We start from the raw sequence: 26458 nt of genomic DNA, 5'->3' as shown, positions 1-26458 counted from the left end.
CCGCTCCGTCCATACATCAAGGCCGCGGCGGTCGACCGTGAAGGTCGACCGCTCCATTTCGATGTGCGTCGTTAATTTTTGGTCTGTCGTTCGGCGGCTTCGACGATGTTGCGGAGGAGAACCGCGGTCGTCACCGGACCGACGCCACCGGGAACGGGCGTGACGGCCCCCGCCACGTCGCGCACCGATGCATCGACATCGCCGACGAGCCTGCCGTTGACGACGTTCGTACCGACGTCGACGACGATGGCTCCGGGCTTCACGATGTCGGCCGTCACGAAGTTCGGTTTGCCGATCGCGACGACGAGAACATCGGCCCGACGACACTCGTCGCCGAGATCCGCGGTCTTCGAGTGGCAGACCGTGACGGTCGCGTCCGCCGCGATCAAAAGCATCGAGACGGGCCGACCGACGATCGGCGAACGGCCGATGACCGTGACGCGCGCACCGCGCAGCGTCGGCGCCGGCGGTCGCTTCAATAGCTCCATGACCGCGACGGCAGTGGCGGGCGCGAACAGCGGCCGGCCGAGCGCGAGCAGGCCGAACGTTTGCGGGTGACAGCAGTCGACGTCCTTGCGACGATCCATCGCCTCGACGACGCGCGCTTCATCGATGCGTTCTGGCAGCGGCCGCTGGATGATGACGCCGTGAGCGCTCGGCTCCTCGACGACGCGCGCGAGGATCGCAAGCGCGCCGCTCGTGTCGGCGCCGGCGCCGATAGGCACGATCTCGATCTCGACGCCGACCTGAGCGCCGCCGTGACGTGCGGTTTGCGCGTAAAGAAGTCCGGGCGCGTCACCCTCGGAGACGATCGCGATGCACTTGGGCACGACGGCGCGCTCCTTGAGCGCGCGCGCACGCGCGGCCACGTCTTCTCGAATGACCGCCGCGATCGCGCGGCCGTCGATCATCTGCGCCGTCGACATGTCACGCCCCAGCGATGCCGGCGTTGACTTTGCCGAGGATGACTTCGGTCAAGAGATCGACTTGCGCGAGCGCTTCACGCGTCCGGCTCGCATAGTCGTCGGCTGCGACGCGATCCTTGAGCGATTTCGTGTTGATCCCGACGTTGAGCGCCGCCCCCTGGACTGCCGCGCCCGCGAAGAGCGCTGCGCAGCCGACGTCGCTTATCGCGTTGCGATTGCCGAAGTCGACGAGTTCGGCCGCGAGCCGACACGCTTCGAGGGCTGCATCGATGACGCGCATGGGCGGCTCCGTCGCTGCGAGCAGCGCGCGCTGGATGGCTGCGCTCCGAGAGGCTTTGTCGTTATCGCTCGCCTTGGGAAGCTTATACGCTGCCGACACTTCGTCGAACGCCGTCACGTCTTCGTCCACGCTGCGCAAGAGCGTTTCCATCAAGCCGCGCGCCCGCTCGCCGATCTCTTTCGCGCGCTGCGCGACGGCATCGTGCTTCGGCGACTCTGCGGTGAGCGATGCGACCATGCAGACGAGACCTGCGGCATACGCACCGACGGCCGCGGACGCGCTGCCGCCGCCCGGCGTCGGGTCAGCCGACGCGAGCTTGCGCGCATACGCCTCGAGCGCGAGGGTCGATACGTTCAACGTTCGTCTCCTCCGGAGAAATGGCGAAGTGTCGGCCTTGTTTGAGTCGGGCGAGGACCTGTCCTTGTCGCGCGTGCGATATCCGTCGTTCGCGCGCCGGCCTCATAGCCCAGGATTCACGAGGGAAGACCCGAAGTTGTTCCGCCTCCCTTCCGTCGACGACATCACCTTGCCGCGATCCGCGTCGGCGCACTTCCCCCGCCGGAGGAACCACGTCTTGTCGACGACGCAGATGAGCTCGTCCGCGGCTTCTCGCGACATCAAAGATCCCGCGCTCGCTCCCGCCGGCCGCAAACGCATCGCATGGGCGGCCCAAAGCATGCCCGTGCTCGGGGCGATCCGCGATCGTTTCGGCAAGGAAAAGCCCTTCAAGGGGCTCCGCGTCGGCGCGTGCCTTCACGTGACGACGGAGACGGCGAACCTCGTTCTCGCGCTCACCGCGGGCGGCGCCGAGGTCGCGATCTGCGCGAGCAATCCGCTCTCGACGCAAGACGACGTCGCGGCGACGCTCGCCACCGATCACGGCGTCAAAGTCTTCGCCGTCAAGGGCGAAGATCACGCGCGCTACTATTCGCACATCGAATCGGTCGTCGCGACCTCGCCGCAATTCACGATGGACGACGGGTGCGATCTCGTCACGACCATCCTCACGAAATTCCCCGAAAAACTCGACGGCATCGTCGGTGGAACGGAAGAGACGACGACCGGCGTCATCCGCCTGCGCAGCATGGAGAGCGAAGGCGTCCTCAAATATCCGATCATCGCGGTCAACGACGCGCTGACGAAGCACCTCTTCGATAACCGTTACGGCACCGGCCAATCGACGCTCGACGGCATCGTCCGCGCGACGAACGTCCTGCTCGCGGGCAAGACGATCGTCGTCGCCGGCTACGGCTGGTGCGGGCGCGGCATCGCGCAGCGTGCTCGCGGGATGGGCGCGCAAGTCGTCGTCACCGAGATCGATCCGACGAAAGCGCTCGAGGCGGCGATGGACGGTTACGCGGTCATGCCGATGGAACAGGCCGCAGCGCGCGGCGACATCTTCATCACGGTCACCGGCAACACGGGCGTCCTGCGCGAAGAGCACTTCATGTCGATGAAGAGCGGCGCGCTCGTCGCGAACAGCGGCCACTTCAACGTCGAGATCGATATCGAAGCGCTCGAGCGGCTCGCCGAAGGCGAGAAATCGAAACCGCGCGAGTTCGTCGACGAATATCACATGGGCGACGGTCGCACGATCTGTCTGCTCGGCGAAGGCCGTCTCATCAATCTTGCGGCTGCCGAAGGTCACCCGGCCGCCGTCATGGACATGTCGTTCGCGAACCAAGCGCTCGCGGCTGAATATCTCGTCCTCCGGCGCGGCACTCTTGCACCTGCGGTCATCGGGGTGCCGGAAGAGATCGACAAAGAAGTCGCGCGACTGAAACTCGCCGCGCTCGGCGTTTCGATCGACGCGCTCACACCCGAGCAGCGCAAGTACCTCGCATCCTGGCACGAAGGCACGTAGCGCGGGAAGCCGCCACGCCTCGACCGAAGGAGCACGGATGAAATACCGTCGTCTTTTCACATCCGAAAGCGTCACCGAAGGGCATCCCGACAAGATCGCCGATCAGATCTCGGATGCGGTCCTTGACGCCATCCTCGAGCAAGATCCGAACGGCCGCGCCGCTGTCGAGACGTTCGTCATCACCGGGCAAGTGCACATCGCCGGCGAGGTGTCGACGACGTGTTACGTGGACATCCCGAAGATCGTCCGCAACGTCATCCGCGACATCGGCTATAACGATTCCGCCGTCGGCTTCGACGCGGTGACGTGCGGCGTTTCCGTGTCGATCGACGAGCAGTCGCCCGACATCGCTCAAGGCGTCGACTCGGCGTTCGAAGGGCGCGATACCGGTTCGCGGCAGAAGAGCCAGGCGGAGAAGCTCGGCGCGGGCGACCAGGGCATGATGTTCGGATTCGCGTGTCGCGAGTCGAAAGAGCTCATGCCGTTGCCGATCGTCCTCGCACATCGGATCACCAAGACGCTCGCCGCCGTCCGCAAGAACGAGATCGTCGACTTCCTGCGGCCGGACGGCAAGGCACAAGTGACGGTCGAGTACGACGGCTTCAAGCCTGTGCGTGCCGACACGATCGTCGTCTCGACGCAGCATGCGGACGGCTACGATTCAGGCATGATCCGCGATAACGTCATCCAGCACGTCATCAGGCCGGCGGTCGAGGCGGATCTCGCGATCGACAAGCAGACGAAGTTCTTCGTCAATCCGACCGGCCGCTTCGTCATCGGCGGCCCGCTCGGTGACGCCGGCCTCACGGGCCGCAAGATCATCGCCGACACGTACGGCGGTATGGCGCGCCACGGCGGCGGTGCGTTCTCGGGCAAGGATCCGACGAAAGTCGACCGGTCGGCGGCCTATGCCGCGCGCTACGTCGCGAAGAACATCGTCGCCGCCGGCCTCGCCGATCGCTGCGAGATCCAGGTCGCCTACGCGATCGGCGTCGCGAAGCCGGTCTCCGTCTTCATCGAGTGCTTCGGCACGAATCGCATCGAGGAATCGGAGATCGCGAAACTCGTCGACGCGCATTTCGATCTGCGCCCGGGCGCGATCATCGAGGCCTTCGACTTGCGCCGGCCGATCTACAGGCAGACCGCGACGTACGGCCATTTCGGACGGCCGGATCTCAATCTGCCATGGGAGCGGACCGACTTGGCGGCCAAGCTACGCGACGCGGCCGGCATCAAGGAAAACGAAGAGAACTTTCCTCGCACCGTTCTCAGTTGAGCGTCATCGCGTGCGGAGCATGACCGCGCCGGAACGTTTTCTCGCGGCGTGCAAACGCTTGCCGGTCGACCGCACGCCGGTGTGGATGATGCGGCAGGCCGGCCGTTATCTCCCGGAATATCGCGCCGTCCGATCGCGGGTCGACTTCCTCACGCTATGCAAGTCGCCCGATCTCGCGAGCGAGGTGTCGTTACAACCGATCGAGCGATTCGGTATGGATGCGTGCGTCATCTTCTCCGACATCATGATGGCGGTCGAAGCGATGGGCGCGCCCGTCTCGTTCGGCGACGGCGGTCCGCACATCGACGACCCGGTCCGATCGATGGCTGCGGTCGAACGCCTGCGAGTGACGGATCCCGAGTCTTCGCTATCGTACGCGATGGAAGCGCTGCGTCTCACGCGCGCTGCGCTGCGCGATCGAGCGGCGCTCGTCGGCTTCGTCGGCGGACCGTTCACGCTCGCAGCGTACTTGATCGAGGGCGGCGGCTCGCGCTTGTTCGCCACGATCAAGACGATGCTCTACACGCAAAGCGCGGTCGTGCACGCGCTGCTCGCGAAGCTCGCCGAGTTCTGTGCTCTCTACGCCGCGGCGCAAGTTCGCGCGGGCGCGCAAGTGATCCAGGTCTTCGACACATGGGCGGGCGAGCTGTCCCCCGCGGCGTTTGAAGAATTCGCGCTTCCCTACCAAACAAAAGTCATCGGTGCGATCCGCGAAACGGGCGCTCCGGCGATCATCTACGTCAACGGCTGCGCCGGCAAGCTCGACCTCATCGCGCAGTGCAACGCCGACGTCGTCAGCGTCGACTGGCGGCTCGATCTTCGACATGCGCGCGAACGGTTGGGGCCTGCTGTCGCCGTTCAGGGAAACGTCGACCCGTGTATCCTCCTTTCGTCACCTTTGGTCGTGAGCGCGGCGGCGCACGAAGCGATTGATGCTGCCGGGCCCATCGGCCACATCTTGAACCTTGGGCATGGCATCTTGCCGTCGACGCCGATCGAGTGCGCGCGCGCCTTCGTCGAGGCGCCGAAGGTCGTGGGGCTTTCCGCGTGAGCGAGGTACGCCCGGGAGTCGTATTGCTCCAGCTCGGAGGACCCGAGACGCTGTCGGATGTTCGGCCGTTTCTCGGCAACTTCTTCCGCGATCTGCTCGCGGATAACGCGCCGCGGCTTCTCATTCGGCCGTTGGCCGAACTCATCGCGACCTGGCGCGCTCCGACGTCGCGCAAGCTCTACGCATCGATCGGCGGTGGTTCACCGATACGAGCCCAGACGCAAGCGCAAGCCGATGGTCTGCGCGACGAGTTACGCCGTCGCGGACGGTCGTGGCCGGTCTACGTCGCTATGCGCAACTGGCATCCGGATTCGGCGGAAGCATTGTTGCGTGCGCAGCGCGACGGCGTGACGCATCTCGCGGCACTGCCGCTCTATCCGCAGTGCTCGTACGCGACGACGCGCTCGAGCGTCAACGAGCTGCGGCGGGTGCTGGCGACGATGGCCTATCGGCCTCCGCTCGGTGTCATCGACGAGCATTGCGACGAACCGTCGTATGTCGATGCGCTCGTCGACGTCACGCGCAAGGCGCTGCGCTCGTTCACGGCGGCGCCGACGGACGTGCATCTCATCTTTTCGGCGCACGGTTTGCCATTGAGCTATATCGAGCGGGGTGACCCGTACGTCGAGCACGTCAAGCGCTCGATGTCGGCAGCGCTCTTGAAATTGAAGCACCCCGGGCCGTCGCATCTCTCGTACCAAAGCCGGCTCGGACCGCAGAAATGGTTGTCGCCGTCGACTGATTCGCTGCTCGAAGAGCTGGGCAAATCGGGCGCACGGGCCGCGTGCGTCGTTCCGGTCGCGTTCGTCACGGAACACGTCGAGACGCTCAACGAAATCGACATCCAATATCGAGAGATCGCGCGCGCCTCGCACATCGCCGAATTCGAGCGCGCGTGTGCGGTGAAATGCCACCCATCGTACATCCGATGTTTGGCGGACCTCGCGGAGCGTGCCATCGCGTCGCTCGCCGCCGGGATGTCGAACCCGATGTGGTATGCCGAGCGAAGCTCGGCGACATGACGCCCGCCTTCGTCCCTTACGATGTCGCGATCGCCGGCGCAGGGATAACCGGACTCACCTGTGCGGTCTCGCTGCGACGTGCGGGTCTTCGAACATGTGTCCTCGAGGCGGGCGATCGTGTCGGGGGGTGTATTTCGAGCGTCCATCGCGATGGGTGCATCGCCGACGGCGGTCCGCAGACGTTCGCCGCCTCTCCACAATTCACGAGGCTCTTGTCGGCGCTCTCGCTCGATGACAAGCTCTTGCGTGCGCGGACCGGCACGCCATGGTTCTTCGCGCACGGCCGTCTCGAGCGTGCACCGACGTCGCCGCCGGCATTTCTAGCGTCGCCGCTGCTGTCGCCGGCTGCCAAGCTGCGACTGCTCGCCGAGCCGCTCATCGGCGCGCGCTCGTCGGACGAAGACGAGTCCGTTTCGTCGTTCGCCGCGCGACGAGCCGGCAAGGCCGTCATCGACGCGATCGTCCGCCCGATGATCAACGGGATCTTCGCCGGCGATCCGTCGATGCTGTCGATGCGAAGCGCGTTTCCCGCGCTCGTCGAATCCGAGCGACGCTATACGAGCGTCTTCGTCGGTGCGATCGCCCGTCGACGCAGTGCTCGGCGCGGACCGCAGCGCACGCCGCTCGCGATCGCCGGCGGGAACGAAAGGTTGACGGCTGCGCTCGGCGCGATGCTCGGTAATGACGTTCGGCTTGGCGCGCGAGTGACGGACGTCGTCTTGCGCGGCGCCAACGTCGAGCTCGTCTTCAAGGATTCGACTCGACAAGGAAAAGGCGATGATTCGGCGAGCGTCGTCGCTCGGCACGCGGTGCTCGCGCTTCCCGCGTACGAGTCGGGCAGACTGCTTGCGCAGCTCGAGCCGGAAGCGGCCTACGCCCTTTGCGAAATACCGTACGAACCGGTCGCACAAGTCGCGTTGTCGTACCCGCGCGACGCTATAGAGGCCGAGCTGCACGGCTTCGGTTTTCTGCGCGGTGACGACTCCGGATTGCGCATCCTCGGCTGCGCGTGGAACTCGGCGATGTTCGACGATCGGTGTCCGAGAGATCGCACGTTGCTGACCGCGTTTCTCGGCGGCAGCGGCGACCGCGAGATCGCATCGCTGCGTGACGATGAGATCGTCGCTATCGCGCATCGCGACCTTCAGCGCGCGCTCGGCGTCGACGTGCCGCCATCGGTGATCGCCGGCTTTCGCTGGGAGAAGGCGATTCCGCAGCTCACATTGGGTCACGGCGATAGATTGGCCGCGATCGGTGAAGGCATTTCTCGACTGCCGCAGATGACTCTCGTCGGAAACTACTTCAGCGGGCCATCGATCTCCGATTGCATTTCGGGCGCAAGTATCGCTGCCGAGAAGATCATTAGGCTGCTCGAACCGAGCGGCGCGAAAGGTCATATCGCACGCCAGTCGCCTGCTTGAAGGACCGTCCCCCTTTTGCTATAATTCGCCTATTGCCAACGGTCCCCGATAGCTCAGTTGGTAGAGCGGCTGACTGTTAATCAGCAAGTCGTTGGTTCGAGTCCAACTCGGGGAGCCACGTAAAGCCGCACTCCATAACGGTTTGCGGCTTTTGATTTTTCTTCCGATGTAGTTCACTGACGCCAAAGTATCGTCAACGTCGCGACTTGCTGACATCTGATCAGCAAGTCGTCACTACTCGACTGCGTGCGAGAAACGCTGGGTCGCAACAAGCGTCGACACGGCGAGCACGGCAGGATCGCCGACTCTGATCTGATTGGGCCCTGATTGTATGCAACCTGTCCCGCACCCCGAACGATAGACCCAGTTGTAGGTTACGAAATGCACAAGGTTTACGCATCTAGGGTTACAAAAACTATGTACTACTACCGATAATGACACGAGTTTACACTTTACGACTGGATGGTGAACCGTGGCTCGTAACCGTAACTATCGGGAGCGATTCCTGGCGCTGGTGCCGGAGATCGTTCTTCGGAAACTGGGCGCTGCCGTAGCTGACGGCGCGCGTCAGGGCGTCGCGCTTTGCCGCGCGCAATACAAGCGAGTTCCTTTGGGTGATGTCGCAGGGCTCCAGCGGTACTTCAAGATTCAAGAAACGGTGGCGGCTGCGCTCGACGATCTACAGAGTGCCTTACCGCTCAGTAGCATCCAAATATATCAGCACGAGGGTTCGTCGACTCACTACGTGCTGTTCGAATCACCGCAGCTACGTCTTGCCTTCGTGAAGGTTCGATCGCGCCATCGCAATCCACGGCCGCGTCAACGTTTAATGAGCCGACCATCGCAGCCAACGTTGTTCGACGATCCGAAGATGCTCTTTGCCACACTCGTCTAGGGTTCGAGAAGGGCAACCCGTCTGTCGTCGCTTTTATGGATGTTCGTTTCTTAGATGACGACATGAACTACGTCTCGGAGCAAGTCCGTCTAGTTGAGGAGGTTCTGTCACAGCCAGCATCTACGGCGCGCGTGGAAGTTGTAGCCGACAAGCGCACTACGCCTCTTCGGGCAGGGCGAAGACTGCGGAAGCCAAAACGCAAAGAATCAAACGATGGCAAGTAAGGATCATCCGCTCGCTCGGCTTCGAGAGGCCCGCGAGGGTCGCAGTCTATCTCTTGAAGAGCTCGCGGGCAAGTTAGGCGTTCAGCGACAGGTAGTTTACAAGTATGAGCACGGGCGAGTCAAACCCAGCCCCCTGGCGGTGGCGCGATTCTGTGCGGCACTGAACGTACCGGTAGACTTTTTCTCGCGGTCGGCGCCGGAGCCCGAGCCGTCGCCAGTGTTTTTTCGACACTTTCGATCAAAGACGAACAAGAAGCAGCTCGCCGCAGTTACTAGGCAGCTCGCTTGGGTGCGCGATTTTGTTACCGTGCTCGAACAGTACGTCGTGCTTCCCGAAGTAAGCATTCCAGATTTCCATCCGCCTAGCGATCCAAGACAGATTACAGAGACTGAGATCGAGGATTCTGCAACCGCACTCCGCGGCCATTGGGGCTTTCGAGACGGTGTAATACGTGACGTCGTAAAACTCGTTGAAAACAACGGCTGTATCGTAGTTGCAGAGCTGGTAAAGGCCAACGCTATTGATGCCTTTTCGTTGTGGAGTAAGAGAGGAAGGCCGATAGTCGTTGTTGGTTGCCGTGAGGTTAGTGGCGTTCATCGCCGATTCGACGTTGCCCACGAGCTCGGCCATTTGCTCATGCATCGCAATATCGACAAGCGATTTCTTCAGCTCAACCCTGATACTCACAAGTTGGTAGAGGATCAGGCCTTTAGATTTGCTCGGGCATTCCTTATGCCCGCCGCGTCGTTTCGCAAGTCTCTGACGTACGTAAGCCTCGATAGTCTGCTTCTTTTGAAGCAGCATTGGCATTTGTCCGTGGGAGCGATGCTGAAGCGGGCCGTGGACTTGGAAATGATCGATGCGTCTGCGGAGAGTGGATTTTGGGCTAAGCGCAACCGCAGGAAGTGGCGTGACTCTGAACCGTTCGATGATATGATTCCACCTGAAGAGCCGCGCCTGTTGGGGAATGCCATACGTGCTCTTAAGGCCGATGATCCAGAGAATCTCAACGCCTTGTGCGACGAAGTAGGACTGCAAGGTGCTGACGTCGCTCGGTATTGTGGTTTGGAAGAAGAGGAAGTACGGCCTGGAGTTGTCGACGATGTGGAGCTTACGCTGAAGCTTGGTGATGGATCACGCGCCTCGCGCTAGGGTTACGATCCTCTGCCGGATCGAATTGCGCTGGTCGGGGTCGGCAGCTGCACCGGCCGTTTGGGAGGCGGGAGCGATATGGTCACGAGGTAGGCAGCGTGGCCGTGGATCGACCGATGCTGTATCGTAAGCCTTTCGGCAACCGCATTATTGAGAACGGTTCGCCTGTATGAGCAGATCTCGCATTTGACTTGATGGTACTCCATTACATTAGGTCCTCCCATGCAAGGGTAGCACCGTGACCACCACAAAGCCGAATCCCTTGATGGAGCCTCTTAGATGTGGTTGCCCAGGATGCAAGTCGAATACCCATCCAAGGACCGGCGAACGGCTGGACGAGATGGCCGCTTGCCTCTCGGCATCCGACAGCTCCGCCGGCTGGAAATTGCTCGCCGATCCCTCAAAGCCGAGCCACGCATGGGCTATCTGTCCGGCCTGCGTCCGGCACGGAGGGGACGTCCTGCCGCTGAACTGAGCCTCACGTTCGGCAATTCTCCCCGCGCGGCACGTTCGGCAGAGCCTTTCTAAATAAGGGTTTGCGGTAACTCATATCGGTAGTCCGTCCTACGGGATTTGGCTACCCCATCCTAAGTCGGGTGCCTTCAGCCGCTCGGCCAACCCTCCGTGGCGACTAGCCTACCACAAATCCAAGAACCGCGTGGTTTAGCTCGAATGGAACGCAGAAACTTGCCGGAAACCAGCTCGGTAGTATATGAGGCCATAGACTCCGATAACCGTATCAGGGGAACCATAGGTCCGAAGGCATCATTGACCGGAAGGGGCAATTTGGGACAGATACCATGAAGGTCGCCCCGACCCCGCGCACCGATCCAGCTCTCTCCGTCGACTCCGTTCGGCTTGTTATCATGCGGCCGCCGTTGCCTATTACAGATGCAGTTGTGACGGTGTTGACAAACCGCTTGATCTCCAAGTTTCAAACCGTGACCAAGGGCGACGAGGACGAGTGGTATTTCAATACTGCGAATGGTAGCGCGTCCGTAATACTTACCCCTGACAGAATTCAATTCGCGACCAACGCGCCGATGGACCCAGAAATTATTCTTGCGACGATCGTTTTCCCGATCGACCTTGTGCTAGGCGGCCTAGAATTCAAACCTCCATATCCGTACGGCATCTATTTTGCGGGCTCATTTGACGCGGCTCCAGGTACGTCACTCGAAGCGATTGACGCAAAATCCGATGTATTTAAAGCACTGACGCCCGATGGCTCAACGCACTTGGGTGGCGGTTTTAGAAATGTCTATGTTGAATCCGGTCAAACCTTTGATTGTAAGGTCGAAACCCTGTTTTTAAACAGCAAGAAATTCTTCGTGTCGGTAGATGCCAATTGTCTCGCTACGCCCGCCGATAACGCGCTTGGGCTCGTTGAGGATTTAAGACGCAAGTTCGACCTATTTACCAAGAAGTTTGCACCGCTTGTTTCCCATCTTATGGTACGTGCGTGAAAGAACTAATAGACGTAAAAATCTTAAATCCCGATCCGATTTTCCCCCCGCCCGGGAATCGGGAGATTTCAACTCGCTATATTGAATTCACGCCGGATATATTCCGCGACGCCTTCGACAACGCGAGTGTGAACGCGATAGGTGCACTAGTGGCACTAGCACAGTCGTCCAATTACCCCGTATTGCCACGGGCGCGTCCAATCTATAGACCGTGGGGATCTATGGGCGAACTATTTCAAATTAGCCCCCTACAGGATGATTTGGAAATCACCGTCGAATTTGGCGGTTTTGTAGACGAGTAGCTGTCTACTCGTTGGGGGCGCTATTGACTTCGGACAAGCCGGACGAAGGCTGGTGGTGGAATGTACCCAAGGATGCCGACTTAGAGCAGGGGCAGATAATCCAGGGTCTCTATCTCCCGCGCTTCATTGAGTCCGAACTCATGGAACTCCCAAATCGGAAGAAGAAGAACGCAACCGTAAATTTCTTTCACACCGACGCCATTGTGGTCACTCAATCGTGTGACTTTAGGAATGCCTCGCGAGCTTTAGTAACTAGCATAATCAGCGTCGGCCAGGCTAGATCGAAGCATGATTTTGACGATGAGGCACTTCAAGATATTCGCGATCAAAGGCGACCCGATTGGATCATGCTTGCAAATCCAAATGACCCAAACGACAAAGAAGGTTGCGTCCTAGTAGACCTAAGGTATATCACTCCGCTGGAATTGAAATACTTGCAGACGATGGCCAAGCAAAAAGAGCACCGACCGGGTCTGCGTCCTCCATACCTGGAACATTTTTCCGCTGCCTGCGGGCGGTACTTGGCGCGGGTAGCGTTACCGAAGGACCTTCCTATATTCCATGACAGATCGAAGCGCGAAGATGGCGCGGGAAATGCAAAACAATAGTGCTGAGCGGAAGCCAACTGAACTGAAGAAGATCGCCGTTGAGATGGGGTGACTGACCCGCCCTGAAGCCGCCCTACATTGAGTCACTGCCGCCTAACTGCCGCCAATAGAACACAATGGCAACCAACGGGGCGCAACGAGGCACAACTTTTCAACCGCATTTACGCAATTTGCGCCTGGCGCTGCAGACGCTTGACTTGCCTGTTAATCAGCAAGTCGTTGGTTCGAGTCCAACTCGGGGAGCATGGTTTACGAGGAAAACCCGCGCCATAATTGAGGCCGCGGGTTTTCTGTCTGTCCGCCAGGATCCGCGCATTTCCGCGTACGTCCGCACATCATGCTGTTCAAATTGCTCGCGCCATCATTGATATTAGCGGCTTGGTTCGTCTACCCATGTGCGTGCACTGATTGACTCTGGGCCCTCCAAAGAGGAGTTGCGCGGGAGACCCCCGGCACGTAGCGAAGGCATGGCAAGCCGGTAAGGCTGCTGATTGATCCCAATGAACAAACAATTACTCGCAATCTTGATTGTCATCGTCGCAATCCTATTCACTCGCGTCGCGCCGGCCGGTGCCTCCCAATGTACGATCCACCGCGTTCCAAACGCCAGGGATCTGCGCATCGATGCTTTCTACTCGGGCGTTTCAATTGCTGCAAACGATGTATGGGCGGTGGGCTCGGCGGCTAACTTCAAGGCCAAGGAGACTCTCGCTGAGCACTGGGATGGCACATCGTGGACGATTGTACCGACGCCGAACTATGAGGCAAATAAATACGGGCCGAACCTCTACGGCGTTGCCGCGATCTCAAGCGCGAATGTTTGGGCGGTCGGCGACTATTTCGATTTGACGCAGGGCGCTTACTCAACGCTCGCCCTTCACTGGAATGGCAAGCGGTGGGCCCTCGTGTTACCGCCAAATCCAGGTCAGGATGCCCTATTGCAAGGCGTCACGGGAATCGGCAAGTCAAACGCTTTGTGGATGGTTGGCGTAGCCGGGTTGCAGAGCAGCGCGTTTAGTTTCATAGAGCTTCACGATCGAGGATCGTGGTCGGTCGCCTATGCGACGCCGGGCTACATTGCTGGAATCGCGGCCCTATCCCAAAAGTCTGCCTTTGCCGTTGGATCGTACACGGCTCCGACTGGAAGCTCGTATCCACTGGCCGTCCACTGGAATGGACAGACGTGGTCACAAATGCTCACGACTGGGCTTCCAACCGGAGGAAGCTTTAGCTCCGTTTCGGAGCTGAGCGATGGCGACGTTTGGGCTGTCGGTACGGTTTCATTTGACCGTAGCGTTCGACCACTCGTCGCCCATTGGGATGGCGTTTCTTGGACGCAGGTGCCTGGCCCGACGTTTCACTTGAAGTACGCGACCTTGAATGGTGTGCTAGCCCTTTCGCGAAGCAACGTTTGGACCGCTGGCGTGACATACGACCGACGTCCATTCCAATCAACGAACATCGTCGCTCACTGGACGGGTCTTGCGTGGACGACGCTACGCGCACCAGAACCGCAAACATTCCAATCTCTCTTTGGCATCTCGGGCCAGCCTCACGCCTTGTGGTCCTTTGGTCGTGCGGAAGACAGCAGCGGTAGCAGCGGCAAGGGCGTAACCGATCTGTCCTCTTGTTGAGAGTCAGCGTGCATGCACAAGGGTGCGCCGGCTTGCGTGATCCACGTCCGGACCTGAAACCCGTGAGTTGGCGGCTCAATGTTGAGCGGCGCGAAGTTGAAGGCCCCGGAGTTGCCGGGGCCTTCGCTGTTTGACGTTTCGCCGAGCCGAAGTGCGCCCTTAGGGTAGCTTCAAGAGCAGTCCCGTCGGAAGCGTGATGCCGTTTGTCAGCGTCGCGAACGGCGTGAACTGTCCGGGCAAGTACGCGTGCACCGCGATCGGCGAGCTGATGTTGGAGATGGCCACCTTGCCACGTTTGTCGATGGTGATCGCGTACGGGAAGGTGTATCCCGACGTGATCGTCTGGCTCGCAACCGTCGAGCCCGGCGGATAGACGTTGATCTTGTCGCCCGCGCCATCCGTCACCCACAAGTTCCCGAGATTGTCGAACGCAACGCCGATCGGCTCGGAAAGACCTTGCAAGTTGAGCGGTATCGGTGTGGTCGTGTGTCGCTTGATCTCAAAGACCTGGTCGGCGCCGAAGTCGGCGACGTACAGGTTCTTGAGACTGTCGAGCGCGAGACCGAATGGATCGGTCAAGCCGCCGCCCGTGATCGTCACCGACGGCGACGTCGACCCGTTGGGGTACTCGGTGATCGCCGCGGGGTAGTTGCTGACGTAGAGCTTCCCGCTTCCGTCTACCGCTAGACCAAGCGGATTACTTATCCCGTTCGTGATCGTCACCGACGGCGACGTCGAACCGATGGGGTACTCGGTTACGGTGTTGCCTCCGCAATTGCTCGCGACAAAAAGCGTACCAACCGAGTTCATCGCCAAGCCGTAGGGACAGGTCAAACTAATCGTAGCTATAGGAGCGGGGTTGTGAGCGAGTCGGCCCGCTTTGTAGATCGCGACCCGGTTATCGGCCTGATCACCCTCGAACAGAAGCGGGCTTGTCGTCGGGTACGTGGCCATGATCGTGTGACTGACGCTTGCCGGATGAGCCGAAAGCGAAGCGAACGGTACACCGGCGTGAACGAAGTTAAGAGTGCCGTGCGCGACCTGCGCGGTCGGCTTCTGCGGAGATCCCGTCTGAAGCGTCGACCCGACGCCGCCGCAGGCCGCGAGCGTTGCCGCCGCACAAATGACCAAAATCCGCTGGGCTAGATGTGAGATCTTCATATGCAACTCCATCGGACACAAATCAATAGCGTCGGCGAAGCGTCGACGCGAACATGGCAAAGCGTAACCCTGAACGAGGCAAATTGCAAGGCCTAATTCGCAGCAGTCAAGCGAGCGGCGGTTCGAACGTATAAAAAAACCCGCACCTTTTTAGATTGCGGGTTTTCGGTAGGATCCAGCGGGAGCGTTAATTCGGCAGCATACTTGGCATCGGCGCCAAACCGGCGAAATTGCTGCCATGGTAGATGCCGATGTCGCCGCCATCCGGGAAACTGCGCTGTAGGATAAACGAGAAGCTGCCGCTGACGTCTTCGTCGCTGGTGAACACGATCGTCGAATCGGCATTGAGCCAGAGTCCGCCCGTGCAGTTCTTGCCGATGTCCTTTGAGCGGCCAGTGCTCTGATTGTACGGCCTGGGATAGATCGTCATGCGGCCTTCCTCGCCGCCCGCGCACAACGATGGATCGTCGAGCGTGATCAAGGCGTCCGTCTTCGGATCGATGGCGACTCCACCGACGTAGCCCGGATTGGTCTCAAGGGGCAGGATCGCGCAGTTCTGCGGCTCGGGGCCGCCGGGCCCATTCGGGATCTCCGCGATGGAATATGCGCTGTTCGAAGGGTAGCCTTGGATGAAGATATTCCCTTCGTTGTCGACGGCGATCGCTTGGCCGGATGGCATAACGCTGCAATTCAATTCAACCGCGCGGTGCGCCGGGGGTTGATACATCGTGATAGGCGACCCGTTCTTGGAAACATTTAAGGCATAAATAGTCTTGTCTTTGGCGACCGCAATCGCGATCGGCGTACCGAATGGATCATCGAGGAAACGTGTCGTTCCGGTCTTGGTGTTATATAGGACGACGCGCGAGGATGGGAACGACTCGACCATCACGACGACGTCACCGATCGTCGAAAGCACGCTCGCGCCTCCGACGTTGAGCGGAGGCGTGATGGGCTCCGGATCGCTACCGCCGCCCCGTTGGATCGGCCACGCCTCGAGGCGACTGGTCCGGCTGTTCATCGTGATCAGTCGCGGGGTAAATAGCGGCGCCTGCGAAGCGACCATCGCTCCTACGCCCGGCAATGGTGGTGATATGGCGTTTCGCTCGCCGAGCGACGAACAGCCGACGGCGGCTGACGAAATGATTGCCAGCCCGAGAGTGAGCAACGTTGTTAGGCGCATATGCGCACCTCCGCTACATCGACGGGAGATAACAGCTCCATTCTCGCACGCGGCGCAACTGATTTCAACATCGACCTAGGGCCTTGGAGGTCCCAGTTTTTTTCAGTTTCGAAAATGAAAAACTTGGGAACCAGCACTCTCGACAACTCTAGCGCAGCGGGTGCACGCGAATGTCGGCTGGAAGTCGCCGAACAGAAGAACCACATCATGTCACGTTACGGCGTCGCGTTTGCTCTTATATTCCTTTGGCTCGCGTCAATGGTACGACCCGTTGCCGCCCTTCCGTCGCCGAGGCTTATCGGGACTTCATGCGCCGCGAACTTCAGCTCCGCTCCGAACACGACGAGCGACGGCAACGAACTGCTAGGCGTTTCGGCGACCTCGCGCGCTGATGCATGGGCCGTCGGGTATCACTTGCAGGTGCGCACGGATGACTCGTGGCCGCTCACCGAGCACTATGACGGCACCTCTTGGTCGATCGTCATCAGTCCGCAACCGGATTTCTCGCAACTGTCGAGCGTGCGCGAGATAACGCCGACGGACGTCTGGGCTGTCGGCTCCGTTCTCAATCGTAACGGGATCTCACAGACGCTGACGATGCATTGGGATGGCACGACGTGGACGATCGTCGCTAGCCCAGACGTCGGATCGAACAGCAACCAGCTGAACGCGCTTGCCGCCAACTCGACGAGCGACATATGGGCGTTCGGATCGTATTTCGACACGACCGCGAATGCATACCTGACGCTCGCGCTGCATTGGGATGGCGCATCGTGGTCGGTGGTGTCGAGTCCCGATGTTACCGGATCGAACAATCAATTGCTCGGCGCCGGATCTCTCGGCTCGACCGACGTATGGGCGGTTGGCGTCTCCCAAGGATCGAGCAGCCCAAAGGCGCTCGCCGAGGTCTGGAACGGCAGCGCCTTGAGCATCGTACCGACGCCGAACATCGGCTACAGCATCTTCCGGAGTATCGTGCCGATCGCGCAAAACAATACGTGGGCGTTCGGTTATTACTATAGCGGGCCGTACTTCGCACCGCTCGCGGAGGTCTGGAACGGGAGTGCGTTCTCGGTAAGCCCGACGCCGACGGTCGCCGGTCAGAACACGGTGATCAACGGAGCGGCGGCCATAAGTGCGACCGACGTATGGGCGGTCGGCAACACGTTCCTACCCGATCGAACGTTTACGATGAATTGGAACGGGTCGGTATGGACTGTCGTGGCTAGCCCGAACCGGGGTACGACCGGAGACGACCTCGACGCGGTCGCGCGGATCCCAGGTTCGAGCCTTGCATGGGCGGTCGGCAGGTATTTCACCCGAACGGCCCGGACCAGCGTGCTCGTCCTGAAGCTGCACTGCTGATCAGCTGCTAATAGTCGTCGGGCGGCTCGCTGCTCGCAGGTTGATGGATGAAGAACGACGGCGAGAGCCGCGTCTTCACCGGAACGAATTTCTCCATCCGTTGGCCGAAGTTGAAACAGTCCGAAAGGTCGTCGGCTCTCGCGTCGGTCGTGCCGAGGCTCGGCAGACCGAACTGCTCTTCGGTGAACTTGAGGATGCTGCCGAACTCATGTTGGACGTGCGACACGTAGGCACGCTTCGCAAATGGTGAGACGACGATAAGCGGAACACGGAATCCCAGCCCCATCGTGTCGAGCTGCGGCGGAGGGACGTGATCGTACCAGCCTCCCCAGTCATCCCAGGTCACGAAGATGACCGTGTTGTTCCAATATTTGCTTGAGCCGATAGCGTTGACGACGGACGCGACCCATTGCGGTCCGGTCGTGCTCTGGCTTCCCGCATGGTCCGAGTTGACTTTGGACGGGACGACCCACGTCACTTGAGCGAGCGAACCGCCGGAGACGTCTGAGAGGATTTGCGTCTCGGGCGAGACGACGTGGGTCCAGTCGGTACCAAAACGGATATGTTTGATGGCGTCAAACGCCGACCACACGTCACCTGATGTGCCGAGCGCCGGCGCGTAATAGCGCCACGTGACGCCGGCGCCGTCCATCTCATCTGCAAGTGTCGTGAAATCTAGGCACGGAAAGGGGCCGTTGGTGAGTTGCCCGCTTTGCGTCATCACCTGCACGATCGTGCCTCGTGGAGAGTCGCATCCCCACGGATTGACCGGCACACCCGAGATCTCCGGGTTGCCCGCCGCCATGTCGGATTGGCCAGAGATCAAATACAAGTGGGCGGGAAAACTTGGACCGGTGTTCGACTGAAATAGCCGGTCGGCGAACGTGTATGTCGACGCGAGATTCCAGTAAGGAACGGTCTCCGACTGCGGCACGAACGCGTAGTTGTAGCTCGCCGGTTGACCTTGCGGCACCCTCAGGTCGAACCCGTTCATGGCGCCCGAGTCGTAATCCGTCACCCAGGCCGCATGGCTATGTTGCGCATCACCCGGGGCCGCGAGGCTGCGCGACGCCAAGCGGACCGTCTGCCCGTCGTGCGTCTGGCCCGTTTGTGCCGTGTCGGCTCCTGGGAAACCGTTGAAGAGATCGTCGACGCTTCGGTTTTCTTGGATGATGATGACGACGTGCTGGACGACCCCCGACCCCGATGGTGACGGCTGCGGAGACGGCGAGGACGTGGGAGTCGGCGTCGGAGACGGACCGCCATGTGGGGAATGGTCGTTCTTATCCGGAGAAGCGATCTGGTGGACTGGCCCTCCGGAAGATAGAGTCGACCCGACACCACCACAGGCCACTACAAGCGCACTCAGACATGCAACTGCGAACGCGGCGAACCGATAGGTCGTCAAAAACACAACATATCCTCAACTCATAGATGATACCGAGGTCTCCGCGCGCTTTCGGCTTGGCCGATGACCGAACCTCGGTTATATGAGGACTGTGCGCGGCGTCAACACTACGAGTGGATTCGTCTAACCAGGCGCTTGGCCTTGTCTGCAAGATTTCAGCAAACTTACAGACAGCGGGACTAGTCTGCTGGTGCAGGAGATCTGGGGAGGGTGTGGGTCATGCGCGCGTGGTGTTTTGCGGCTGCCGCGATATTGCTGCTTGCGGGATGCGCCCAAGCAGGTTCTCCCGATCCGGCGTTCCGAGAGGTCGGATCCGAGGGGCTTCTCATGGCGCCCTCTGGCAACACAACGCTTTACGTGGACGGCCTCAACGGTAGCGACAAGAACGACTGCCTGTCACCGCAGACCGCGTGCAAGACCATTCAACACGCTGTATTCATCAGCGGGTCAGGCGACAAGATCCTCGTGGCGGCGGGAGTGTACACCGAGAACGTCACTGTTCGCAACAGCGTGCAGATCGTCGGAGCCGGACCGAGCAAGACGATCGTCGACGGGCAAAAACGCGGTAGCGGTTTTTCCGTCGCATTCACGCGGTCTGACGTGACGATCAAAGGCTTTACGGTGCGCAACGGCACGGGCAGCCCCGACGGCGGCGGGATCTACCACTGCTTTGGCACGCTTACGATCGACGATGTCGTCCTCGAGGGGAACGATGTCCCCGCTCCGACGGTCGACGGCTTCGGCGGAGCGATGTACAACTGCCCCTCGGGCACGCTGACCATCATCAACAGCATCGTCCGAAACAACATTGCAAACGCGGGTGGCGGCATCTGCAATGGCGGCGTCCTCACGATCATCAACAGCACGTTCAGCGGCAATACGGCGCGAGATCTACGGGGCGGCGGCGCCATCTTCAACTACGGCGTGTTGCACGTAGCGAACAGTACGTTTAACGGCAACGAAGCCCGGGCCGGCGTCGGTGGTGCGATACACAACGGGCTGCTGTTCGGACTCAACGGCGGCGCGCAAATCGATAACACGACGATCGCCGGAAACAAGGCGGCCTTCGGACACTCTCCCGGCGGAGGCGTCTACAATCACTTCGGACTGCCGATCTACGTACAAAACGACATCATCGCGAACAACACTCCGCAGAATTGCGGCGGCTCGCCACTCGCTACCGAGGGGTTCAACCTGAGCAGCGACGCGACGTGCGATCTCGACGGCGCCGGCGACATGAACAACGTCGATCCGAGACTCGGATCGCTCCACGACAACGGCGGCCCGACGCAGACCATGGCGCTGCTGTTCTTAAGCCCGGCTATCGACGCAGGCAATCGGGGCGGTTGCAGAGATTGGGCCGGCCATTTGCTGAAGACCGACCAGCGCGGCATGTCGCGGCCGGATCAAGGGGACCCGCCCGGCTGCGACATCGGAGCCTACGAGCGCCAGACCCAATAGGTCAGATGTCGACGTCCATCATGTTGTCGAACGGCGTCACGTTGTTCGGCTCGTAGTTTTTCAGGTCCTTATTGTACCCGAACAGATCGACGCGGACGAACGACACGATCGATGGGACGTCGTCGACGAACGCGCGCATCAAGACGCGGAGATCCGCGTTGCGCTCGGACTGATCGTAGTGCCCGAATAGCGCGTCCATCGCCGTCTGCGCGCTCCGATCGCACCACCGAACGTCGTTTTGGCCTGCCGGCGGGAACGCGTCGCAGCCGTATATCGCAGAGAAGTCGCCGAGCGGGTCGGCAGCCCACGCAAAAGTGACGACGTCCCAGTCATCGCCGAATACGACGCCGCCTTGCTGCCGCGACGCGAACATCAAGGCCGGCGGATAGTGGTGCAGGTCGATACCGACGCCGATCGCGCTCCAATCCTTGCGCGCGATTTCGAGCTGATCGTCGACGTCGCGCGCACCTGCTTGCGTCGCGACGTTGAGGATGAGCTTGACGCCGTTCTTCGCGCGGATACCCTCCGCACCGCGCAGCCAGCCGGCTTTGTCGAGCAGTGCGTTCGCCTTCGCCGGATCATACGGCGTCGTCTCTTGAGCGAAGAAGTACGGCGCGGTCGGAGGCAGCGCTGAGTCTTGAACCGTCCCGATCCCGTGCTCGGCTTTGTCGACGAGTTCCTGGCGGTCGAGCGCGAGCCGAAGCGCTTGGCGCACGACGGGGTCGGCGAGGACCGGGTGCGTGAGGTTGAAATCGTAGTGGCTATACGCGTAGCTCGGCTGGCGGACGACCGTGTATCCGCTGAGGGCTTGGATCGGCGTCAAATACTTGCCGCTGAACTGATACCACATGTCGACCTGGTGCGATTGCAGTTGTGACAACAGCTCGTCGCGATCTGGGATGACCTTATAGACGATCTTGTCGAGCTTCGGCCGCCCACGCCAGTACAAAGGGTTCGCCACGAGAACGACTTGCTTCGATCGATCCCAGCGCTCGAACTTGAACGGCCCGATACCGACCGGAAGCGCGTTGTACGGCGCGTTGTTGATGCTCGGATACTGCGCGAGCAGATGTTTCGGCAGGATGCACGGGTTGGCACAGCAGCTGGAGAAGAAGGACTCGGTCGACGGCGAGTACGGCTTCTTCAAGTGGATGACGACCGTGAATTTGTCGGGCTCATCCACCTTCGCGATCTGGTCAAACCGCACGAACTCGGAATTCGCGGGATCGTTCACGACCTTGATCGAGAATGCGACGTCATCGGCGTCGAATGGCATGCCGTCCGACCACTTCACGCCCCTGCGCAAGTGGTACGTGATCGTGCGCCCATCCCCGCTCACGCCGCCGTTCGCGCGGGTCGGCACTTCGGTCGCGAGTTCCGGATACATGCGGTTGTGCTCGTCCCAGCGGAGCAGCCACGCCATCGTCATCTCAGACAGGTTGGCGGTCGAAGCTGTTTCGCTGAAGTGCGGGTTGAGCGTGCTCGGGTCGCCGCCGTCAGCGATTGTCAGCACGTGCGGTGTCGTCCAGGAGTTGACGCGAGCAGCACGGTCGGGTGACGCGCTTGACCCCGAGCCCACGCAGATCGTCAATCCCGTGGCGACCGCGGCCGTGACACCCCACCGGCATAGCAGACCCCATCTTCGATCGTTGACCACGACCGCTACCTCCATAAAACAAAAAAACCGGTCGCACCCTCAGCGCACCGGCTCGCGAACACCTTATTTCGTTTTAAAGACCTACAGACGTATGATGCACGAACTCGTGACGATTGTCAAGTGCGAGGCGCACCCGGGGCGAGCCACTTGCGAGCGCTCGCCTCGTCATGGAAGACGCCGACGCGGAAGTTCATATTCCCGGCGACGAGTTGAAGACCAAGACCGATCCGCAGCGATGCGTCTCCGACGAGAACCGCGCTGGCTACGCCGATTTTGGGTGCGAGCGCTTCGACCATCGAGCGAACCCGAGACTCAAGCTCCGCTTGCGTCAAACGGACCACGTAGTCACGTATGTGGATGATGAGAAATGCGCCGTCAGGTACCTTCGGGTCGACTCGAAGAGCCTCGAACACATTAGCGCGCTCGCGTTCATCTGATTTGCCGTCCGTCGTCAGAATGACGAACTGGCCGTCGACTCTGTACGAGATCATTGTCAACGAATCTAGTTCGACCCCTCGAGCCCACCCCCTATGCACCCGGCCCGCGCGGTCCTCGCCAAAGGGCGGCCTATGCGGGTGCCAAACGTATCCCCTGTGAGCAAGGCAGCCCTGTTCGTCAACTCTGCTCTGGGATTTGCATTCGCCGAGCTCTTGACGGCCGCGCTGCACGAAACCGGTCACGGCCTGATGGCGCAGGCGTTCGGCTTTTCGCCCAAGATCTACGCTTTCTACGAAGACAATCCGACCGGCACCATTCACCAAAGCCTGGCGATTCTCGCTGCCGGCCCGGTCGTCAGCCTCATGCTCGGTCTGCTTTTCAGGGCATGGTATCGAAGCGGAGTACCGCGCTATAGCCTCGGCCAGCTGCTGCTCTTCTGGATGGCGTGGCTCGGTATCATGCAATTCGTCAACTATCTGATCGTGACGCCGTGGTTGACCGCTGGAGATACTGCGCAGATCGCCGACCTGCTCCACGTGCCCACATGGGGGCGCTATCTCGTTTCGGCGGTCGGTTGGGCAGCTCTGATTTTTCTCACGCGGCCGGCCGCGCACGATATGCTCTGCCTCGCACCCGAATCCGAGCCGCTCGATACGCCGCGCGATCGTCGTCGCTTAATACTCCGTTCGTTCTACCTTCCGCTCCTCGCCGGCACGCTGTTGACTGCACTCGGCGGTTTCGGCGGACAACCGATGGTCGTCTTCTACGGCATGCTCGCGACGATCGGCAACATCGATGTCGTCGCGCTCTCGCTGTACAGAACCGGCGACGGATTCACACTAAAAAGAGCACCCGGAGAACCGCTCAGGATCGAGCCCGTCGCGATCGTCCTCTACCTGATCATGTTGGCGCTGTATATCTTCGTCTTGGCACGCGGATTGCCCGTGTAACGCGGCGAGGCCGGCAAAACCAAGCCGGCCTCGTGTCATCTCCTTTACACCGCGAGGGTGCCTATGCGGGGGGCCTTACTATCGGCCTCGGCGGCAGGGGTATCGGTTCCGGCGGTTTTGGCGCGGTCGGTACCGGCACTCGGATTATCGGTCGAGTGACGGGTCTCGGCCCCGGATGTGCGGCAGGTCTCGGCGTGAGCGGACGCGCGCCTGTTGCTCTCGTGTTCGGTCCGGCAACCGGAACGTTGTGCGTCTGTCGCGGCACTACCGGAAGCGGCGCGATGCGCATCATCGGATCGACGTGGTGGAAGATCATCGGATGCACGGGGACGGGATGTACGATCGGCACGGGCGGTCTGACGTTAGGGACCGGCGGATGTGCCGCCGGGGTCGGACGGGCGATCGCTGTGGTCGTCAGTGCGACAGCGGTTGCGATGCCGATGATCGGCGAGACTCGGATCAAATTCATGCAGCTCACCTTTCTCTTTTCGCTGATGGCAGGCGGCGCGTTCGTGCATCACCTACCCGACATGAGTTACCCGTGCCGAGCGAAGATATGGGCTGCGGGCGGATGGTGCGTGGGTCGCGCTGTAGTTGAAGCGGCGCTCGCTTCCGTTGAGGGGCGACGACGCGAGGCGGCATGCAAAGGGGCCGTCGATTGGCGACCGCCGAAGTGCTTGACACATGGGCGACGTAGTAGCCACGCGCGAATTCAGCATGGCCGGACAACAGTCGTTCGCGCGATTGTCCGGAGATGCGAATCCGATGCACGTCGATCGCGTCGCCGCGCGAAGGACAGAGCCGGGCGAACCGATCGTCCACGCGATCCACGCCGTATTGTGGGCGCTCGACGTGCTCTGCGAACGTCGTATCATCGTAACCGCTCCGACGTCGATCGACGCGCGCTTCACGCGTTTCATATATCCTGAGACGAGCGTGTCGCTCGAGGTCGCCGAGCGGACAGTTGACATCACGCGCATCGCGCTGTCGGTCGACGGCCAAGTCGCGTTCGCCGTCGCTTTACGATTCACGCCGCAAGCGCCGCGGGCCAAGCCGCCCGTCGCCGGCACGCCCATCGCGATTCCGCAGACGCCGATCATCCTCGACACCAAGGACATGCTCGGTCGAAGCGGCTTGTTGCCGTCGATGGTCGACGGACGGATCGTCGAGGAATTTCCGAATGCGGCTCGCGTGCTCGGCGCCGAGCGCGTCAAAGGTCTGGCCGCGCTTTCGGCGCTCGTCGGGATGATCGTGCCGGGGATGCACTCGATATTCAGCCGGTTCGACGTCGATCTCACCGACACGTCCGCCAAGGACGGAGCGCTCAAGTTCGAGGTGCGCAAAGTCGACGATCGCTTCCGCATCGTCGACATCGCCGTCGAAGGGAGCGGGCTGAGCGGATCCGCCTACGCGTTCGCGCGCAAACCGCCGGTCCAGCAGCGCAGCGTGCGAGATCTCGCCGGCCTCGTCCGCGGCGACGAATTCGCAGCCACGCATGCGCTCATCGTCGGCGGGTCGCGCGGCCTCGGCGCGGCGACCGCGAAGATCATCGCCGCCGGCGGCGGTCGCGTCACTATCACGCATCTCGTCGGGGAGATCGAAGCGCAGGAGATGAATTCCGAGGTCGGGGCTTCGTCGTGCACCGTCCGGCGCTTCGACGTGCGCGACGATCCGGCGACGCAATTGAACGGGCTCGCATGGGACTTCGATCAAGTCTACTACTTCGCTACACCCCAGCTGCGCCGGCAGAAGGGCGCACCGTTCGAGACCGGGCGGTTTGAAGAACTCTTCAAGGTTCAGGTCCTCGGATTTCAGCGCTTGTGCGAGCTGCTTCGCGCACGTACGAAAGGGCCGCTCACGATATTCTACCCATCGTCGACGGCGCTCGACGGCGAGACGCGCGGGCTCGAAGAAGTAAGCAAGTCAAAGGCAGCGGGCGAGACGCTATCCGCGGAGATGAACGACGAATGGCGCGAGGCGCACATCGTCGTGCGACGTCTCCCGGCGGTGCTGACCGATCAGACGGCCGCCGTCAAACCCGCGAAGCTGCTCGACGCGGTCGACGTGATGCTCCCGATCGTGCGCGAGATGGTCCGCGGATCGACGTCGACCTGACCGTTGCCCAGGAACGAACGGCGGCGAACGCGTAGCAGAACGCGCTTTGATCAACCGCTTCATGCGCCGATTCCGCAAAGCCGTTCAGCCGGCGCGCAGCCGCCTGCCCGACATCTCGATCGCCGAGGGCGTCACGCTTCGAGGCGAAGACAAGTTCAAGTACGGCAAGAACTGCGTCATCGACGTCGGGGCATACTTGAGCTGCGCGGGCGGCGCGTGGAACAACTATGCCGGACACATCACGGTCGGCGATGATTGCGAGATCGGCCCGTACTCGGTGTTGAACGGAGCGGGCGGCATCACGTTCGGCAATGGCGTGCACATCGGCGCGCACGTCGCCATCAGCGCCAATCAGCTCAAGCGCGACAAAGACTCGCCGCGCGGCGTCACGATGGGCTACGCGCCGGTGACGATCGAAGACGGCGTCCTCGTCGGGCCGAACAGCTCGATCGCGCCAGGCGTCACGATCGGCAAGAACACGACGATCGGCGCGGGCTCATCGGTCGTCTCGGATATACCGCCGAACAGCATCGCGGTCGGCTGCCCCGCGCGCGTTCTCGCGAAGACACCGGTCGAAGCGGTCCAGTCGAGCTAAAGC

The 26458-nt window shown here is 61.1% G+C and carries 22 protein-coding genes and 1 tRNA gene; 16 read left to right on the top strand and 7 right to left on the bottom strand.

Features of this window, described 5'->3' with window-relative positions; all coding sequences use genetic code 11:
* Positions 1–71 precede the first annotated feature (71 nt).
* Both VFO25_11825 and VFO25_11820 read right to left on the bottom strand, forming a co-directional pair.
* The gene (locus VFO25_11825) at positions 72–926 is read right to left on the bottom strand and encodes a bifunctional 5,10-methylenetetrahydrofolate dehydrogenase/5,10-methenyltetrahydrofolate cyclohydrolase (protein ID HET9343590.1); all 855 of its coding nucleotides are present in this window, start codon (positions 924–926) and stop codon (positions 72–74) included.
* 1 nt (position 927) lies between these two features.
* Entirely contained in the window at positions 928–1563 is a 636-nt protein-coding gene (locus VFO25_11820; GenBank protein HET9343589.1) for a cyclodeaminase/cyclohydrolase family protein, read from the bottom strand.
* A 136-nt stretch (positions 1564–1699) separates the two neighbouring features.
* On the opposite strand from VFO25_11820, the gene ahcY reads away from it, so the two are divergent.
* From ahcY to VFO25_11765, 11 genes are all read left to right on the top strand, one after another.
* A complete protein-coding gene (gene ahcY, locus VFO25_11815) occupies positions 1700–3070 on the top strand; it encodes an adenosylhomocysteinase (GenBank protein HET9343588.1) in 1371 nt (456 codons plus the stop codon).
* 37 nt (positions 3071–3107) lie between these two features.
* Positions 3108–4346, top strand: coding sequence for a methionine adenosyltransferase (gene metK / locus VFO25_11810; protein ID HET9343587.1), 1239 nt, complete (start codon positions 3108–3110; stop codon positions 4344–4346).
* A gap of 19 nt (positions 4347–4365) precedes the next feature.
* On the top strand, positions 4366–5397 hold the full coding sequence (gene hemE, locus VFO25_11805) for a uroporphyrinogen decarboxylase (protein ID HET9343586.1): 1032 nt from the start codon (positions 4366–4368) through the stop codon (positions 5395–5397).
* On the top strand, positions 5394–6419 hold the full coding sequence (gene hemH, locus VFO25_11800) for a ferrochelatase (protein ID HET9343585.1): 1026 nt from the start codon (positions 5394–5396) through the stop codon (positions 6417–6419). The genes hemE and hemH overlap by 4 nt, the downstream gene beginning before the upstream one ends.
* Positions 6416–7840 (top strand): protoporphyrinogen oxidase, encoded by a 1425-nt coding sequence (gene hemG, locus VFO25_11795; GenBank protein HET9343584.1) that lies wholly within the window; start codon positions 6416–6418, stop codon positions 7838–7840. The genes hemH and hemG overlap by 4 nt, the downstream gene beginning before the upstream one ends.
* Before the next feature lie 42 nt (positions 7841–7882).
* Positions 7883–7958: transfer RNA gene (locus VFO25_11790), tRNA-Asn, on the top strand.
* Positions 7959–8312: 354 nt separating this feature from the next.
* Positions 8313–8735 (top strand): hypothetical protein, encoded by a 423-nt coding sequence (locus tag VFO25_11785; protein HET9343583.1) that lies wholly within the window; start codon positions 8313–8315, stop codon positions 8733–8735.
* Between the two features lie 213 nt (positions 8736–8948).
* Positions 8949–10112 (top strand): XRE family transcriptional regulator, encoded by a 1164-nt coding sequence (locus VFO25_11780; GenBank protein ID HET9343582.1) that lies wholly within the window; start codon positions 8949–8951, stop codon positions 10110–10112.
* A gap of 800 nt (positions 10113–10912) precedes the next feature.
* Positions 10913–11578: a hypothetical protein gene (locus VFO25_11775; GenBank protein HET9343581.1), complete on the top strand. Its 666-nt coding sequence runs from the start codon at positions 10913–10915 to the stop codon at positions 11576–11578.
* 313 nt (positions 11579–11891) lie between these two features.
* The gene (locus VFO25_11770; protein HET9343580.1) at positions 11892–12488 is read left to right on the top strand and encodes a hypothetical protein; all 597 of its coding nucleotides are present in this window, start codon (positions 11892–11894) and stop codon (positions 12486–12488) included.
* Between the two features lie 500 nt (positions 12489–12988).
* The gene (locus VFO25_11765; protein HET9343579.1) at positions 12989–14122 is read left to right on the top strand and encodes a hypothetical protein; all 1134 of its coding nucleotides are present in this window, start codon (positions 12989–12991) and stop codon (positions 14120–14122) included.
* Positions 14123–14281: 159 nt separating this feature from the next.
* On the opposite strand, the gene VFO25_11760 is transcribed toward VFO25_11765, so the two are convergent.
* Both VFO25_11760 and VFO25_11755 read right to left on the bottom strand, forming a co-directional pair.
* A complete protein-coding gene (locus VFO25_11760) occupies positions 14282–15283 on the bottom strand; it encodes a hypothetical protein (protein ID HET9343578.1) in 1002 nt (333 codons plus the stop codon).
* A 187-nt stretch (positions 15284–15470) separates the two neighbouring features.
* Positions 15471–16304, bottom strand: a complete 834-nt coding sequence (locus VFO25_11755) for a hypothetical protein (protein HET9343577.1) — start codon at positions 16302–16304, stop codon at positions 15471–15473.
* 285 nt (positions 16305–16589) lie between these two features.
* On the opposite strand from VFO25_11755, the gene VFO25_11750 reads away from it, so the two are divergent.
* Positions 16590–17831 (top strand): hypothetical protein, encoded by a 1242-nt coding sequence (locus VFO25_11750; protein ID HET9343576.1) that lies wholly within the window; start codon positions 16590–16592, stop codon positions 17829–17831.
* 7 nt (positions 17832–17838) lie between these two features.
* Here VFO25_11750 and VFO25_11745 read toward each other — a convergent pair whose 3' ends face one another.
* Entirely contained in the window at positions 17839–19239 is a 1401-nt protein-coding gene (locus tag VFO25_11745) for an alkaline phosphatase family protein (protein HET9343575.1), read from the bottom strand.
* Positions 19240–19458: 219 nt separating this feature from the next.
* Between VFO25_11745 and VFO25_11740 the strand changes: the two genes are divergently transcribed.
* Positions 19459–20700 carry a choice-of-anchor Q domain-containing protein gene (locus VFO25_11740; protein ID HET9343574.1) on the top strand — a complete coding sequence of 414 codons (1242 nt, stop codon included), beginning with the start codon at positions 19459–19461 and terminating at the stop codon, positions 20698–20700.
* A gap of 1 nt (position 20701) precedes the next feature.
* Here the strand turns inward: VFO25_11740 and VFO25_11735 are convergent, their stop codons facing one another.
* A complete protein-coding gene (locus VFO25_11735) occupies positions 20702–22357 on the bottom strand; it encodes a peptide ABC transporter substrate-binding protein (protein HET9343573.1) in 1656 nt (551 codons plus the stop codon).
* A 116-nt stretch (positions 22358–22473) separates the two neighbouring features.
* Positions 22474–22848 (bottom strand): hypothetical protein, encoded by a 375-nt coding sequence (locus tag VFO25_11730; GenBank protein HET9343572.1) that lies wholly within the window; start codon positions 22846–22848, stop codon positions 22474–22476.
* Between the two features lie 102 nt (positions 22849–22950).
* On the opposite strand from VFO25_11730, the gene VFO25_11725 reads away from it, so the two are divergent.
* The 3 genes from VFO25_11725 (at position 22951) to VFO25_11715 (ending at position 26455) form a co-directional block, all read left to right on the top strand.
* The gene (locus tag VFO25_11725; GenBank protein HET9343571.1) at positions 22951–23745 is read left to right on the top strand and encodes a M50 family metallopeptidase; all 795 of its coding nucleotides are present in this window, start codon (positions 22951–22953) and stop codon (positions 23743–23745) included.
* Between the two features lie 684 nt (positions 23746–24429).
* On the top strand, positions 24430–25860 hold the full coding sequence (locus VFO25_11720; protein HET9343570.1) for an SDR family NAD(P)-dependent oxidoreductase: 1431 nt from the start codon (positions 24430–24432) through the stop codon (positions 25858–25860).
* 61 nt (positions 25861–25921) lie between these two features.
* A complete protein-coding gene (locus VFO25_11715) occupies positions 25922–26455 on the top strand; it encodes an acyltransferase (protein HET9343569.1) in 534 nt (177 codons plus the stop codon).
* The last annotated feature ends 3 nt before the right edge of the window (positions 26456–26458 follow it).

The organism is Candidatus Eremiobacteraceae bacterium (genome assembly GCA_035710745.1).
GTDB lineage: Bacteria > Vulcanimicrobiota > Vulcanimicrobiia > Eremiobacterales > Eremiobacteraceae > JANWLL01.
This window is presented reverse-complemented; position numbering and strand designations above follow the sequence as displayed.

Coding starts and splice junctions, on each gene's coding strand:
- VFO25_11720 (HET9343570.1), top strand. CDS start 24,430: ATGGGCGACGTAGTAGCCACGCGCGAATTCAGCATGGCCGGACAACAG.
- VFO25_11755 (HET9343577.1), bottom strand. CDS start 16,304: ATGAACAGCCGGACCAGTCGCCTCGAGGCGTGGCCGATCCAACGGGGC.
- VFO25_11825 (HET9343590.1), bottom strand. CDS start 926: ATGTCGACGGCGCAGATGATCGACGGCCGCGCGATCGCGGCGGTCATT.
- hemE (HET9343586.1), top strand. CDS start 4,366: ATGACCGCGCCGGAACGTTTTCTCGCGGCGTGCAAACGCTTGCCGGTC.
- VFO25_11760 (HET9343578.1), bottom strand. CDS start 15,283: ATGAAGATCTCACATCTAGCCCAGCGGATTTTGGTCATTTGTGCGGCG.
- VFO25_11780 (HET9343582.1), top strand. CDS start 8,949: ATGGCAAGTAAGGATCATCCGCTCGCTCGGCTTCGAGAGGCCCGCGAG.
- VFO25_11730 (HET9343572.1), bottom strand. CDS start 22,848: ATGATCTCGTACAGAGTCGACGGCCAGTTCGTCATTCTGACGACGGAC.
- VFO25_11715 (HET9343569.1), top strand. CDS start 25,922: ATGCGCCGATTCCGCAAAGCCGTTCAGCCGGCGCGCAGCCGCCTGCCC.
- hemG (HET9343584.1), top strand. CDS start 6,416: ATGACGCCCGCCTTCGTCCCTTACGATGTCGCGATCGCCGGCGCAGGG.
- metK (HET9343587.1), top strand. CDS start 3,108: ATGAAATACCGTCGTCTTTTCACATCCGAAAGCGTCACCGAAGGGCAT.
- VFO25_11765 (HET9343579.1), top strand. CDS start 12,989: ATGAACAAACAATTACTCGCAATCTTGATTGTCATCGTCGCAATCCTA.
- VFO25_11775 (HET9343581.1), top strand. CDS start 10,913: ATGAAGGTCGCCCCGACCCCGCGCACCGATCCAGCTCTCTCCGTCGAC.
- VFO25_11740 (HET9343574.1), top strand. CDS start 19,459: ATGCGCGCGTGGTGTTTTGCGGCTGCCGCGATATTGCTGCTTGCGGGA.